At 68.4% G+C, this 14,424-nt stretch carries 12 protein-coding genes; 1 reads left to right on the top strand and 11 read right to left on the bottom strand.

Going from position 1 to position 14,424, the window contains the following annotated elements:
* Positions 1-66: 66 nt before the first annotated feature.
* The 8 genes from AC1DF4_RS06255 to AC1DF4_RS06220 form a co-directional block, all read right to left on the bottom strand.
* A complete protein-coding gene (locus tag AC1DF4_RS06255) occupies positions 67-1,383 on the bottom strand; it encodes a M18 family aminopeptidase (protein WP_476912061.1) in 1,317 nt (438 codons plus the stop codon).
* Positions 1,384-1,422: 39 nt separating this feature from the next.
* Complete coding sequence (locus tag AC1DF4_RS06250; RefSeq protein WP_476912060.1) at positions 1,423-2,331, bottom strand: intradiol ring-cleavage dioxygenase; 909 nt, start codon at positions 2,329-2,331, stop codon at positions 1,423-1,425.
* A gap of 200 nt (positions 2,332-2,531) precedes the next feature.
* Positions 2,532-3,968, bottom strand: coding sequence for an amino acid permease (locus AC1DF4_RS06245; RefSeq protein WP_476912059.1), 1,437 nt, complete (start codon positions 3,966-3,968; stop codon positions 2,532-2,534).
* Positions 3,969-4,234: 266 nt separating this feature from the next.
* Positions 4,235-4,990, bottom strand: a complete 756-nt coding sequence (locus tag AC1DF4_RS06240; protein WP_476912058.1) for a response regulator — start codon at positions 4,988-4,990, stop codon at positions 4,235-4,237.
* Positions 4,987-6,315 carry a sensor histidine kinase gene (locus tag AC1DF4_RS06235; RefSeq protein WP_476912057.1) on the bottom strand — a complete coding sequence of 443 codons (1,329 nt, stop codon included), beginning with the start codon at positions 6,313-6,315 and terminating at the stop codon, positions 4,987-4,989. Before AC1DF4_RS06235 ends, AC1DF4_RS06240 begins: the two co-directional genes overlap by 4 nt.
* Before the next feature lie 31 nt (positions 6,316-6,346).
* Positions 6,347-7,228, bottom strand: coding sequence for an ABC transporter permease (locus AC1DF4_RS06230; protein WP_476912056.1), 882 nt, complete (start codon positions 7,226-7,228; stop codon positions 6,347-6,349).
* Between the two features lie 2 nt (positions 7,229-7,230).
* Positions 7,231-8,175 carry an ABC transporter ATP-binding protein gene (locus AC1DF4_RS06225; RefSeq protein WP_476912055.1) on the bottom strand — a complete coding sequence of 315 codons (945 nt, stop codon included), beginning with the start codon at positions 8,173-8,175 and terminating at the stop codon, positions 7,231-7,233.
* A 130-nt stretch (positions 8,176-8,305) separates the two neighbouring features.
* The gene (locus tag AC1DF4_RS06220) at positions 8,306-9,802 is read right to left on the bottom strand and encodes a phosphatase PAP2 family protein (RefSeq protein WP_476912054.1); all 1,497 of its coding nucleotides are present in this window, start codon (positions 9,800-9,802) and stop codon (positions 8,306-8,308) included.
* Positions 9,803-9,912: 110 nt separating this feature from the next.
* On the opposite strand from AC1DF4_RS06220, the gene AC1DF4_RS06215 reads away from it, so the two are divergent.
* A complete protein-coding gene (locus AC1DF4_RS06215) occupies positions 9,913-10,626 on the top strand; it encodes a phosphatase PAP2 family protein (protein ID WP_476912053.1) in 714 nt (237 codons plus the stop codon).
* Here the strand turns inward: AC1DF4_RS06215 and AC1DF4_RS06210 are convergent.
* The 3 genes from AC1DF4_RS06210 to AC1DF4_RS06200 form a co-directional block, all read right to left on the bottom strand.
* Positions 10,562-11,749 (bottom strand): MFS transporter, encoded by a 1,188-nt coding sequence (locus AC1DF4_RS06210; protein WP_476912052.1) that lies wholly within the window; start codon positions 11,747-11,749, stop codon positions 10,562-10,564. The two genes, AC1DF4_RS06215 and AC1DF4_RS06210, sit on opposite strands and share 65 nt — an antisense overlap.
* Positions 11,746-12,519: a DeoR/GlpR family DNA-binding transcription regulator gene (locus AC1DF4_RS06205; RefSeq protein ID WP_476912051.1), complete on the bottom strand. Its 774-nt coding sequence runs from the start codon at positions 12,517-12,519 to the stop codon at positions 11,746-11,748. The genes AC1DF4_RS06210 and AC1DF4_RS06205 overlap by 4 nt, the downstream gene beginning before the upstream one ends.
* 191 nt (positions 12,520-12,710) lie before the next feature.
* Positions 12,711-14,393 carry an ABC-F family ATP-binding cassette domain-containing protein gene (locus tag AC1DF4_RS06200; RefSeq protein WP_476912050.1) on the bottom strand — a complete coding sequence of 561 codons (1,683 nt, stop codon included), beginning with the start codon at positions 14,391-14,393 and terminating at the stop codon, positions 12,711-12,713.
* Between the last annotated feature and the right edge of the window lie 31 nt (positions 14,394-14,424).

Here is a 14,424-nt window from a genome sequence, read left to right as displayed (position 1 = left end):
GCCAAGGCCGAGGGTCGTCCTTCGGCTGATCACCCGTGGGCCCGCATACCCGCAGTCGGGCGACTGCTATTTCCCCGACGCCGTCCGGAAGAACAGTTCGGTCACCTTCGCGAGCCGGTAGGGGTCCTCTACGCCGCAAAGTTCGCGGGCGGAGTGCATCGAGAGCAGGGGCACGCCGACGTCGACCGTCCGGATGCCGAGCCGGGTCGCGGTGAGCGGCCCGATCGTCGAGCCGCAGGGCATCACGTTGTTGGAAACGAACTCCTGGTACGGGATGCCGGCGTCCGCGCACAGCCGGGCCCAGAGGGCGGCGCCGGTGGCGTCCGTGGCGTAGCGCTGGTTGGCGTTGATCTTCAGCAGGGGGCCGCCGTTCAACGCCGGCCGGTTGGCCGGATCGTGCCGCTCGGCGTAGTTGGGGTGGACGGCGTGGCCGGCGTCGGCGGAGACACAGAACGACGCTGCGAACGCCTGCCGCCGCTGGCTCGCCGAGGCGCCCAGGCCGTCGGAAATTCGCACCAGCATGTCCTCGAGGATGGGTCCGCTCGCGCCGGAACGGGAGCCCGAGCCGATCTCCTCATGGTCGAACGCGGCCAGCACGGCGATCGGAGCCCCGGCCGGCAAGGGCCTGGCGGCATGGTTGATCAGCGCGGCAAGCCCGGCGTGGGTTGCCGAAAGGTTGTCCAGCCGGCCGGAGGCGAAGAACTCGCCCTTCGCGCCGAACACGGCGGGGGCCTGGGTGTCCGCGATGACGACGTCGTAGCCGCCGATCTGCGCAGCGTCCACGTCCGCGCCCGCAACCCGGTCCGCCAGCAGCCCCAGCAGGTCTTCGCCCGCCGGATCCCCGAGCCCGTAAACCGGGTTCATGTGCTGCTGCTTGTCCAGGGCCAGCCCCTCGTTCACGGCGCGGTCCAGGTGGATGGCCAGCTGCGGGAACCGCAGCAGCGGACCCGTGGCGGTCAGGTGCTGGGTGCCGTCCCGCATCACCAGCCGCCCGGCGAGCTGCAGTTCGCGGTCCAGCCAGGAGTTGAGCAGCGGACCGCCGTACACCTCGACGCCGGCCTGCAGCCAGCCGAACTTGCCGGTGGTGGGTTTGGGTTTGAGCTTGAACGACGGCGAATCCGTGTGAGCGCCCAGGATGTGGAACCCGGTGGTGGGACCGGCCGACGGCGGCGTCACCCAGGCGATGATCGCGCCGTCGCGGATCACGTAGAACTTCCCGCCGCCGTCGGCCGTGTCCCAGGGCTGCAGTTCATCGAGGGAGGTAAATCCTGCCCCGTCGAGCCGGCGGGCGGCCTCGTGGACCGCATGGAAGCTCGACGGCGACGCGGTGACGTACGCGCTGAGGTCCTGGATGTGGGCTGCGGCGCTGGGCTGTGAAGGCATGGCTCCGAGTCTAGCGCCGTGCCGCTGGCCGGAAGATCCCTACACGGTGACGTTGAGTCCGGCCGTGTACCCGCCGGACACCGATCCGGTCATCGTGGCGAGCTGGTGGATGCCGCCGTCGTCGCGGAACACATTGTCCGACTTCAGCGTGGTCCGGGGGAAGTTCCGGGCGCTGGCTTCGTATCCGGCCGAGGCGTAGACGTCTTTGCAGGCGGCGTCCGTCAGCGCGATCTGGGACACCGCGAGGACCTGGCCGGCCGCCGTCGCGTTGTCCATCGACTCGAAGACCTCGAAGTGGATGTGCGGCCAGCGCCCGCTGTACGCGCCGGGGAAGACCGTCCGGAAGGTGACTTGGCCGTTGGCGTCGGCCTCCTGCACACCGCGGAGGTAGTTCTCGTTCCTCAGTCCGGCGTCGTACATGGAGTATTTGCCGTCCTTGTCGCAGTGCCAGGCATACACGGCGGCCCCGGCCAGGGGTGCACAGCCATCGGCGTTGTCGAGCAGGGTCAGCGTGACGGCGAGCGGCACGCCGTCGGCCGTCGTGGTGGAGGTTCCGAAGCTGGAGGTGATGTCCTGCCGGACCACGCCCGAGGCGGCCAGCACATTGGGGCCGTTGGAGCCGTCGCCGGGATACGGGCCGGCGGTCTCCTGGGGGATTTCCACGCCGCACTCGGCGATCGCGCGGGTCAACGTGGGCGAGGCGGAGGGTGTGCCCGCAGCCGCCGCGCTGCCGGATGCTGCCGGCGTCGATCCCGCCGTGGCCGCGGACGTCGCGGACGCGGCGCCCGTGGACGAGCCGCCCGGGGTGCAGGCGGCGAGGGCGGCGGCCGTGCCGGCACCGAGGAACATGCCCAGCGAGCGGCGGCTCATGAGGGTGGAGAGGTCGAATTCGAGGCCGCGGTCGTGGTTGGGGTGCGGTTCTTGCGGCGGCTGCGGAGTAGAGGTCATGCGTCCATGGAACCGCGGCGCACTATGCCCTGGCTAGGGCCTTCCTGTGAGGGCGCTGTGGTTGGAGCGGGAGCAGTCCCGCCTGCCCGCGGGACATGCCCTCCCCTGGCAGCGGCGAACGGACATTGTGGCATTCTGTCCAACGCTCCGCGGCAGGAATGGGCATGTCCCGTGGTGGGCCGGACCGGTGCCTCCGGAAGCTACGACGCCGGCCCGGCACCCACGGTGGCGTCCTCGGCCGGTGCTTCCGCGGGGGACCCGGCCGGCGCCCCGGCCGCGCCGGTCTTGGTCCCGTTCTTGCGGTACCGCCAGAGGCCGACACCCACGACGACGGCGGCGAGGGCCAGCGAGAGCAGCAGCGATTCGCGGGTGGAATCCAGGACCACCATGCCGACCAGCAGCGCGACGATGCTGACGATCGACACCCAGGTCAGGTAGGGGAAGAGCCACATCTTGAGCTGGAGGTCCTTGGCCGCGGCGCCCATGCGGCGGCGCAGAATCAGCTGCGAGCTGGCGATCACGAGCCACACGAACAGGGCGATGGCCCCTGAGGTGTTTACCAGGAACAGGAACACCGTGTCCGGGGCGATGTAGTTCAGGCCGACCGTAATGAAGCCCACCACGGTGGAGGCCAGAACGGCGGCAGCCGGAACGCCCCGCTTGGAGATCCGCATCCAGGACTTCGGCGCGTCACCGCGGCGGGAGAGGGAGAACAGCATCCGGCTGGCGGTGTACAGGCCCGAGTTGAGGCAGGACAGCACGGAGGTCAGCACCACGATGTCCATGATGGTGCCGGCGCCGGGGATGCCGTAGAGCTCGATCACGGCAACGTACGGGCTCTTGGCCACGGAAGCGGAGTTCCAGGGCAGGAGGGTGACCACGATCGCGATGGAGCCGATGTAGAAGACGAGGATGCGCCAGACGGTCGACTTTACGGCCTTCTTGACAGCGTCAACGGGGTTCTCGGATTCCCCGGCGGCGATGGTGGCGATCTCGGCACCAAAGAAGGAGAAGACAACTACGAGGATGCCCGCCAGTACCGCGCCCGGACCGTTGGGCATGAACCCGCCGTTTTCCAGCAGGTTGCTCACTCCAGGGGCAGGAACGCCCGGGATGAAGCCCAGGATTGCGGCGACGCCGAAGAGCAGGAACAACACGATCGCCGCGACCTTGATGGAGGCGAACCAGAACTCGAACTCACCAAACGACTTCACCGAGCCCAGGTTGGTCAGGGTCAGCAGCACCATCAGGAGCAACGCCCAGACCCATTGGTCGATCCCCGGAACCCAGCGGTGCATGATCGCCGCCCCCGCGGTGGCCTCGATGCCCAGCACGATGATCCAGAACCAGGCGTACAGCCAGCCGATGCTGAACCCCGCCCAGCGGCCCAGGGCCTTGTCCGCGTAGGTCGAGAACGATCCTGTTTCCGGGTTGGCCGCGGCCATCTCACCCAGCATCCGCATGACCAGAATGACGACGAGTCCCGCCGCCGTGTACGCGACCAGGATGCCCGGGCCCGCCTGCTGGATCGCCGCGCCGGAGCCGACGAACAGTCCGGCGCCAATCACGCCGGCGATGGCGATCATGGACAGATGCCGGGGTTTCAGGGATTTGGAGAGCTGTGGGTCAGCCTGCATGAAGCGCCGTCCTTCGTGGATTGTTCGGCCCGCGGTGGAACGTGGAAAAGTTGTGCGGCGGACCACATTGACGTTTCACACTAGACCGGGCCGGGAAGCGCCCGTTCTGTGCAATCCCACAAATGACGGACGGGCTATCCGGGCACAGCTCCAGGAACAGGCACTATGAGGCAATAGAAGTTGCCTCATAGGCAATTCGGCAATGTGCCTGAAACCACTCTTTCAGGCTCCCCGCCGTGGCACGCCGGCCTCGACCGGCCCTCAAATCAGTAGTCCGGATTGCTGGGCACCACCAGGCCGGTCTCGTACGCGTACACCACGGCCTGGACCCGGTCGCGCAGATGCAGTTTATTGAGGATCCGGCGCACGTGCGTCTTCACCGTGGCTTCGGAGAGGAAGTAGCGGTGCGCGATCTCGGCGTTGGAGAGCCCCTCGGCCATCGCTCCGAGCATCTCGGTTTCGCGCGGGGTCAGGTCCTCCAGCAACGGATCCCCTGCCGGGCGGGCCCCGCCGTGCGATGTTGGCGATCCCTGGCCCGCGGCGCCGCCGGGCGCTGCCCCTCCACCGCCGCTCCGGACGTACGTTTCCAGCAGCCGCCGGGTGATCCGGGGCGCCACCACCGCGTCGCCGCTCGCCACCACCCTGACGGCGTTGATCAGTTCGGCAGGCGCCACATCTTTGAGCAGGAACGCCGAGGCGCCGGCCTGGAGCCCGGCGAAAGCGTATTCGTCGAGGTCAAAGGTGGTCAGGATAATGACCTTTGCTCGGGCACCGGAGGCGGTGAGGGCGCGCGTGGCCTCGATCCCGTCCAGCACCGGCATCCGCACATCCATCAGGACGACGTCGGGCGCGAGGAGCCGGACCTGGCGCACCGCCTCGGCACCGTCGGACGCCTCGCCCACAATCTCCAGATCATCCTCGCCCTCCAGGATCAGGCGGAAGCCCATCCTCAGCAGCGGCTGGTCATCCACCAGCAGGATACGGACCGGTCCGGTCCCGCTCAGCGGTTCCGCCTGACTCATGTGCCCTCGCTTTCGTTGTCGCCGTTCCAGTGCAGGACGGCGTGGACGCGCCAGCCGCGGTCGGAGCTTCGTCCGGCCTCGACGGTGCCCGCGTAGATCCGGGCCCGCTCCAGCATTCCGGCCAGGCCCCGGCCGGAGCCCACGGACCCGGAGGAATCCCGCACTGGCGCCGCCGTCGAGCCGCCCGAGTCTACCGAGCCCCTGCCGTCGTCGACGACGTCGATGGTGACTGTGGACCCTTCCCGGGCAACGGCCACATCCACCCGGCCCAGGGAACGTCCGTAGCGCAGCACGTTCGTCAACGACTCCTGCAGTATCCGGTACACCGTCAGCTGGAACGCGGCGTCGTCCGGCAGCGACGGTCCGGTGTGGGTGTAATGCAGCGGCAGCCCCGCGGCACGGAAGCCTTCCAGCAGTTTGCCCAGATTGTCCCCGGCCACGAGTGGTTCGCGCGGGGCCTGGCCGGGAGCCGCGTCGTCGCGCAGCACGCCGAGGACGCGCCGCATGTCCGCCAGCGCCGCGCGGCCGGTGCGGGAGAGTTCCCCGAGGACTTCCGCTGCCCGCGCCGGGTCCTTCTTGACCACGACGGCGGCCCCGTCCGAAAGGCTGACCATCACCGTCAGTGAATGCGACACGATGTCGTGCATTTCCCGGGCGATTCGGTTGCGTTCCGTGACCGAGCCGAGTTGCGCGGCCCTCGCGGCCCAGGCGGCAATCTCATGCTCATGCTCGCGCCGCTGCCGGACCGAGATACCAATCCCGGTGGCAATGACGTTGGAGAGGGTGATGCTCACGGCGGCCGCAATGCTGCTGATGAGCTGGAAGTTCTCCGGCGTGCTCACTCCCATGTCCGGCAGCCGGCCATCCAGCGGACCAACAGCCAGCTGGAGATACAGAAACAACAGCGGGGCCGTGGCCGCGGCCAGGGTCACCAGCGCGAAACGCCGGCTGCGCACCACCGCAACGGCGTAGAGCGCAAACCACAACCCGGCGGAGACGTTGGAGCCCCACGGGTGAAGCAGCGTCACGCCCACCTCGAGCAGCGTCACCACGGCCACCACGGACACGGGATGGCTCCGCCGGAACCACAGCGCCGCCGCGGCCGCCACGAGCAGCACGGCGACCAGCCAGACGCCGTCGCGCATTGATTCCGCCGCGGTGGGGGTGACCAGCAGCAGGTAGCCGGCCACGACGACGGCGTCCATGGCCCGCGGGTGCTGGAACAGGTAGCGCCGGATCCGGCCCCGGTGCCGGGCGGTGATTTCAGCGAAGGACGCGTCAGCCTGGCCGGCTGGCGCGTCCTTCACTGCAACTGCATCGGTCATACTCTGAGCCTAGACGTTGGGCCCGACGGGCTTAGACGTCCCGCTTCTTCAGCAGCACGGCGGCCAGGACCACCGGAATGACGACCCAGGCGCCCAGCACGAGGGCGGCCTGCCAGGCCTCCAGCGTGTCCGGCACGTGCTGCACGGCCGTCATCGGTTCGACCGTGTTCCCGGGCAGGTACTTGCGGGCCTCGACGAAGAAGTCGCCGGGGATCAGCTGGAAGGCGATCGGCGCCACGAAGAACAGCCCGACCAGGCTCATGATGCCGCCGGCGGAGTTGCGGATCAGCGAGCCCAGAGCCATGCCGATGGCGGCAACGGCGGCGACGTAGAGGCTGTTGACCAGCAGCATCTTCACCGACTGCGAACTGGCCAGGTCCAGGTTCAGGTTGTAGTTGTCCAGAATCGGCAGCGACACAAGGCCGGCCAGGTACACGGAGGCCGCCGTGAGGACAAACGCCGTCACCATGACCACGAGCAGCTTGGCGGCGAACGCCGGAATCCGCTTGGGGACGGCCGCGAAGGTGGAGCGGGCCATACCCGTGGTGAACTCGGAACTCATCAGCAGTACGCCCAGGGATCCCAAGATCAGCTGGGCGAACGCGATGCCGGACGTGGGGACGCCGACGGCGAGGTCCCCGCCCTGCGCGGCGAACGCGGCGGCGGCCTGCGGGTCGGATGCCGCGGCTTCGGCGAACTGTCCCGTGCCCCAGGCCGAGAGGGCACCGAAGCCCACAACGACCAGGACGGTGCAGCCGAGCAGAATCAGCGTGGACAGAAGCGTGCGGAACTTGATGAATTCCGAGTTCAGCACCCGCAGGAAGCTGGGTCCCGGGCCGGTGCTGAGGGTGTCGCCGGCAGGGGTGCCGGCGTGGGCGCCGCGGCGGGAGGGTTCGAGGGTGGTGGAGCTCATGGCTAGTTGCCTCCGGTCTGGGCGGGGGCGGCTGCGCCCGTGGTGATCAGCGAGTGGTATTCGACCTCATCCTTGGTGAGTTCCATGTAGGCCTCCTCGAGGCTGGCCTGGAGCGGGGTGAGTTCGTAGAGCATGACGTGGCTGTCCAGGGCCGCGCGGGCGATCTGGCGCGGATCCAGGCCGGTGACCTCGAGAAGTTCGTGCTCCTGGAGCTCCACGGAAACGCCGTCGCCGGCGAGCAGGTGCATCAGCTGGTCCGGCTGGTCGGTGCGGACGCGGGTACGGATCCGGCCCTTGCCGTTGATGATGTCCTGGATCGGCGCATCGGCGATGATCCTGCCGCGGCCGATCACAATCAGGTGGTCCGCGGTCACGGCCATCTCGCTCATCAGGTGGCTGGAGAGGAACACCGTGCGCCCCTCGGAGGCCAGATACTTGACGAGGTTGCGGACCCAGACAACGCCCTCCGGGTCCAGGCCGTTGACGGGCTCGTCCAGGATGACGGTCTGCGGGTCGCCGAGCAGTGCCGCGGCGATCCCGAGCCGTTGTCCCATGCCGAGCGAGAAGCCGCCGACCTTCTTCCTGGCCACATCGGCCAGGCCCGTCATCTCGATGACTTCGTGCACGCGCTTCTTGGGAATGCTGTGCGTGGCGGCCATCGCCAGGAGGTGGTTGTACGCCGAGCGGCTGGTGTGGACGGCCTTGGCGTCGAGCAGCGCGCCGACGTCGCGCAGCGGCGCCGCGTGCCGGGCGAACGGTGCGCCGTTGACGGTCACGGTTCCCGACGTCGGCCGGTCCAGTCCCATGATCATGCGCATGGTCGTGGACTTGCCAGCCCCGTTCGGGCCCAGGAAGCCGGTGACCCGGCCGGCTTCGACAGTGAAGTTGACTCCGGCGACGGCGGTCTTTTCGCCGTAAATCTTGGTCAGGCCTCGTGCTTCGATCATGGAAGCGTTCCTTTACCTAGCAGTGGGGTGTGTACACACCACGCTACCGAGGCGAAGGGCGGATTTCGCCGGTCTCAGGGATGATTCAGGGTCGAATCAGGGTAGTCCGGGAGGATGACGGCGCCGGCCGTCAGGATGCCGGCGAGTAGTACGTCAGGGCGCCGGGCATGACCGAGAACTCGACGCCGCGGACCCCCGGCATGACCTCGCCGTCCACCGCGAGGACCATAGTGGTATCCCCCGGTTCCACCCGGATGCTGCTGCTTTCGCTGAGGTGGGTGATCCGGGAAGTGGCTACGGTTCCGGTCAGCACGGACCAGAGCAGCCGGAGCCGGGCGAAGGATTCGTCGGCGGTGATCAGCCGGAGGTCGAAAACACCGTCGTCCAGGACCGGGCGGAACAGCGGGGCATGGTCTCGGGGGTAGTACCTTCCGCGGCCGACGTACAGGATCCAGAGTTTGTGCCGCACCCCGTCGACGATCAGGGTGGTGGGTGTTCCGGCGGCAAAGGTCCGGAACATCGCGACGACGCCGGCCACGGGTTTGCCCAGGGACGGCTGCAGCAGTTCGCGCCGGCGCACCAGGTTCGGGTAGAGGCCGATGCTGGCGGTGTTGAGCATGGTCAAATGCAGCAGCTCGGGGCTGTCGGGGAGTCCGCGCTCCACGGCCACCAGGCCAAGATCCGCCCGCGCCGCTTCGCCGCGGGACGCGGCAGCAACAGCGGCCGTGAGGCTGGAGGTCCCGGCGTCCCGCGCGAAATGGTTCAGTGTCCCGCCCGGTAGGACCAGCAGCGGGAGGGAATGCTCGACGGCGGTCGCAGCGGCGGTGCCAACGGTGCCGTCCCCTCCCCAGACACCCAGGGCCACAACACCGGGCCGGGTGGCAACCCGGGAGATCTCCTCCGCGAGGTCCTCGTTATGGCCCACTTCTTTTATATACGCTTTGGGGAATACTTTCTGGAGGGCGGCGACAGTCTCCTCCGCGTAGGAGCCGCCGAGGGTGTTGACCACGATGGCCAGGCCTTCGCCTTCCGGAAGCTCTGCGGCTTTCACGGCGGTCCGCCTGACTTCGGGGAAGGGCGGCCGCACGGGCCACCACTTGCGTGTCACCATGGCGGCACCCGCGCCGATTGCCGATCCAAAGAACACATCAGAGGGCCAGTGGGCGCCGGTGTGGACACGCGAGTACGCGACGCCCGCCGCGAGGGGGGCCAACGCTGCGCCGAGGGCCGGCCGCACCAGCCCGACGCCGAGGGCGAACGCGACGGCGGAGGCGGAGTGGCCCGAGGGCATGGAGGAGCTGGTGGGTTGGGGATGGACGAACCTGAACGCCGGGAGGTGTTCCGGCAGCGGGCGCGCCCGCGGCAGCAGGGTCTTGAAACCGACGTTCGTGACCGCGGAGGCCACGGCCTGGGCCAGCAACCCGTGAACGGCGGCACGCCGCGTCCTCCCCGGGAAGAGCGCCATGATGGCGGCGATCCCGATCCAGAGCTTGCCCTTGTTCGCCGCGGCGGACAGCCGCCGGAAGAACTCGTCGTGGCCGCCGCCGGGGAGGCCGGACACGGCGCGCACTAGTTTCCTGTCGAGTCTCCCGAACCGGCCCGGCGCCTTCTTCAGCATGCTTCGCATCCGACCACCATACTGCCGGAGCGGGCGGGCGCGCTGTCACATGAGCGGAGGGAGATGGTGCGGCGGCAGGGTCCGGCCGGCCCGGCGGACCGGTTGGCTAGGATGGGGCGATGACCCGAGTGCTGGACCCTCAGCGATTGTCAACGGGCCGCGTCCTCGCGGCCAGCACCGTACTGCTCACTCTGGGCGTGGTCCTCGGCGGCCTTCTGGTGGCGGACGTGAGGCTGCCTCCCTTCCAGGGCCTGGACGAAGGCTGGTCCCGCTGGATCACTTCGCTGCGCGGCCCGTTCTGGGACGGAATCAACGGCTTCCTCAACGTGGCCGGCTACCGGGGTGTCCTGGTGGTCCACGGGCTGCTGGTCGTGGCGCTGCTGCTGCGGAGGCGCCCGCAGACGGCCATCTTCGCCGCTGCCGCCGGCGTCGCCGTCCTGGTTTTTACGCAGATCCTCAAGGCCGGGATTCTCCGGGACCGGCCGGACAACACGATTGTCCTGACCGATACCGGTTCCTTCCCCTCGGGGCATGTGGCCAGCACCGCGGCATTCCTGGTGGTGGTGGCCCTTCTCGTGGGGCGCGCCTGGGTATGGGTCCTTGCGGGACTTGGTGTGCTCGTGATGATGGTCAGCCGCACGTACCTGTCCGCGCACTGGCTGGTGGACACGGTTGGCAGCGTATGCCTTGCCGTTCCGGTGGTGCTCCTGCTCTGGCTGTTTTTCCAGAACATATGCATCCAGGAGAATGCAGACGCCCGGCGGCTGCTTACCTGGCGGGCAAGGGCTTCGCGGCGCCGGCGAGCAGCAGCGCACCCAGAATCGGGATCATGATGGCCAGCAGCGCCAGCCGGATTCCGATCAGGTCACCGAGGTAGCCCAGCAGCGGCGGGCCGGCCAGGAATGCGATGTATCCGATCGTGGAGACCACCGACACGCGGGCGGCCGCGTATCTCGGGTCATCGGCTGCCGCCGACATCCCCATCGGAAATGCGAGGGCAGCCCCTGCTCCCCAGAGCACCGCGCCGGCCGTGGCCACCCAGAGGTCACCGGCCAGGACGAAGAGCCCCAGCCCTGCGGCCGCGGCGGCCATGCTGGCGCGCAGCACAGCCACCCGGCCGTAGGCGTCGATTGCCCGGCCGCCGAAGAAGCGCACTGCGGTCATTGCCAGGACAAAGGCGGCAAACAGCAGCGCGCCGGTGGACTCCGTGGCGTCCAGTCCGTCCACCGCGGCCTTGGCGATCCAGTCGTTGCCGGCACCTTCGGTGAGGGTCGCACCCAGTACTACGACGCCGATCAGCAGCGTGCGTCCGTCCGTCCAGGCCGAGCGGCCCTTGGTTTCCTTCGTTTCCCCGGCCACTAGGGCGGGGGCCGGAGTGTGCGGCAGGAAGTAGCGCGGAGCGATCATCGTCAGAACCGCTACGATGGCGGCGATGACCAGCAGGTGCGCCGGGAGCCCGACGCCGAGTCCCGCCAGGCCCGCGCCGATCAGGGCGCCAAGGAACGCGCCGCCGCTGAAGGCGGCATGGAACTGCGGCATGATGGTGCGCCCGAGTTTGTGTTCCACGTCAGCGCCCTCGATATTCTGGGACACGTCCCAGAGCCCGATCCCCATGCCGAAGAAGAACAGTGCGACGCCGGTCCCGGGAACGGACTCCGCCAGCAGCGCCAGCGCCACACCGACGCCGGCAACGGCGGCGACCAGGCCGGCGGCCCGGACGGTATTCGCCGTCCCGATGCGGCCCACCACGTGGCCGGCGGTGGGCAGGGCTATCAGTGAGCCCCCCGCCACGCACAGCAGCAAGGTACCCATCTGCCCCGAGGAGATATGCAGGATCTCCGTCACGGCAGGGATCCGGGCGGCCCAACTGGCGAACACGAGCCCGTTGATTCCGAATATCAGGAAGGTCGCCGCGGCGGCGGCATTAAGTTGCGGGCGGGTTGCTGTCTTGGTCATACGATCACTGCTTCCACCGAGTGTTGGGCGAGCTGGGCAAGTTCTTCGGCACTGAGGTGCTTGTCCGTGACGAGGACGTCCACCGCGGCCAAGGGGGCCACGAGCGCAACGGCGCTGGCGTTCCATTTGCCTGCGGAGCAGGCAACGATCACCCTGCCCGAGGATTCCAGGCCCGCACGTTTGACGGCCGCATCGTCGAGGTCGTGGGCCAACAGTCCGTCCCGGAGATCGAGCGCGCAGGGCGTCACAACAGCCGTGTCAAACCGCAGCGAACGGATGTTGGATTCCGTCATGGGCCCGCGGAAGGACAGTTCCCCGGGGGTCAGGGTCCCGCCCGGCAACAGCAGGTCGGGACGCCGGCCGGCAGCCGGGCCGCCGTCGGCAATCGCGTTGACGGCCCGCAGCGACATCGGCATCAGGGTCATTTCCCGTTGCCGCAACTGGCGGGCGACCTCGGTGGCCGTGGTGCCGCTGTCCAGCCAGACATGGGAGCGGTCCTTGAGCAGAGCGGCGACGCCGGCCGCAATCCGGACCTTGACGGCATGGTCCTCGAGTTCGCGCTGGCCGTACTCGGGATTCCCGCCACGCAGCACCAGGCTCCGGGCGCCGCCATGGACGCGGCGGAGAACGCCGTGGAGCTCCAGTACGTCCAGATCACGCCGGATCGTGGCACCCGAGGCGCCACATTCCGTCATGAGCTCATCGACGCTCACGTGCTCCCGGTGACGCAGCAGCTCACCGATGCGGCGGTGGCGCTCTTCAGTACTCATGAACAAATGCTAACGCAGGATGCTCATTTAATCATGTTGCTGCGCATCAAACTCCTGGGCAGCACCGGGACCAAGCGGAAAGCCGCCGAACGGCCCGATCCTCCCGCACATTTCGCACGAAAAACGCCAACGCTCCCTCACCAAATGAGGAAGCGTCGGCGTCAAACATGCCGGATGCGAGGGAGGGCCGGTTAGCGCACCCGTTCTACGCGCTTCTCGTCCCAGACCGGCTCGGCCGATTCGTAGACCTTGCCGTCCGAGCCGAAAATCAGGAACCGGTCGAAGGTCCGGGCGAACCAGCGGTCGTGTGTGACGGCCAGGACCGTTCCTTCGAAGTGGTCGATGGCCCGTTCCAGCGCCTCGGCCGAGTGCAGGTCCAGGTTGTCCGTGGGCTCGTCGAGCAGCAGCAACGTGGCGCCGGAGAGCTGAAGGAGCAGGATCTGGAACCTGGCCTGCTGGCCGCCGGAGAGGGATTCGTACTTCTGCTCCGACTGCGGGGCCAAACCGTACCCGTCCAGGGCCCCGGCCGCAGCCTCGCGTCCCAGCCCGGAGCGGTGTTCGTCGCCTCGGTGCAGGATTTCCAGGAGGGTCTTGCCGAGCAGGTCGGGCCGGACATGGGTCTGGGCGAAGAAGCCGGGCCGGATGCGGGCGCCGAGTTTCACGGTGCCTTCGTGCGGCACCTCGGCGATCTCGACGTCGGACACCGGCAGGTGCTCACGTTCCGGGTCGGTGCCGCCAGTGGCGAGCAGCCGCAGGAAGTGGCTCTTGCCGGAGCCGTTGGAGCCGAGCACGCCGACGCGGTCGCCGAACCAGACCTCGGTGGAGAACGGCTTCATCAGCCCGGTGAGCTCCAGCTTCTCAGCCACGACGGCGCGCTTGGCCGTCCGTCCGCCCTTGAGCCGCATCTGCACGTTCTGCTCGAGCGGCAGCGCCTCGGGCGGCCCGGCCTCGAGGAACTTCGCCAGGCGCGTCTGCGCCGCGTGGTACCGGTTGGCCATGTCGGAGCGGAACGCGGCCTTGTTCTTGTACATGTTGACGAGTTCCTTGAGCTTCACGTGCTCCTCGTCCCAGCGCTTGCGGAGCTCCTCGAAGCGGGCGTTCCGGTCCGCGCGGGCGTCCACGTAGGAGCCGAAGCCGCCGCCGTGGATCCATGCGCCGGCGCCGTTGATGCCCGGCTCGAGGGTGACGATGCGTCCCGCGGCGTTGTTGAGCAGCTCGCGGTCGTGGCTGATGAAGAACACGGTCTTCTTAGACTCATTGAGCTTGGCTTCGAGCCAGCGCTTGCCCGGCACGTCGAGGTAGTTGTCCGGCTCGTCGAGGAGCAGGAGCTGATCGGGGCCGGCGAACAGCGCCTCGAGCACCAGGCGCTTCTGCTCGCCGCCGGAGAGGCTCGACGCCGGGCGGTGCTGCGCGCGGTCGAAGGGCAGGCCCAGGGCGGCCATGCAAACCTCGTCCCACACGGTCTCGACGTCGTAGCCGCCGGCGTCGCCCCAGTCGACGATCGCCTGCGCGTACTTCATCTGGGTGGGCTCGTCGTCGTGCTCCATCATGGCCAGTTCGGCCTCGTCCACGGCGCGGGCGGCGGCGGCGAGGGCGGGCGGCGCCGCGGAAACGAGGAGGTCACGGACGGTCGACTCGTCCCGGACCTGGCCGACGAACTGGCGCATGATGCCCATGTTGCCGGAGCGCCCGATGACTCCTTCGTCCGCGATGAGGTCGCCCGAAATGATCCGGAACAGAGTTGTCTTGCCGGTTCCGTTGGGTCCAATCAGTGCTGTTTTGGTGCCGTCCGGGACCTTAAAGGTCACGCCGTTGAGCAGCTGGGTGCCGTCGGAGAGGAAGTAATCAATATTGGAAACGTCAATATGAGCCACACTTCCATCCTCCCACGGCGGGGCCGCCCGG

It is taken from the genome of Arthrobacter sp. 05N429, from assembly GCF_056397045.1.
The sequence above is the reverse complement of the archived record's forward strand: the minus strand, read 5'-3'. Positions and strand labels throughout refer to the sequence as shown.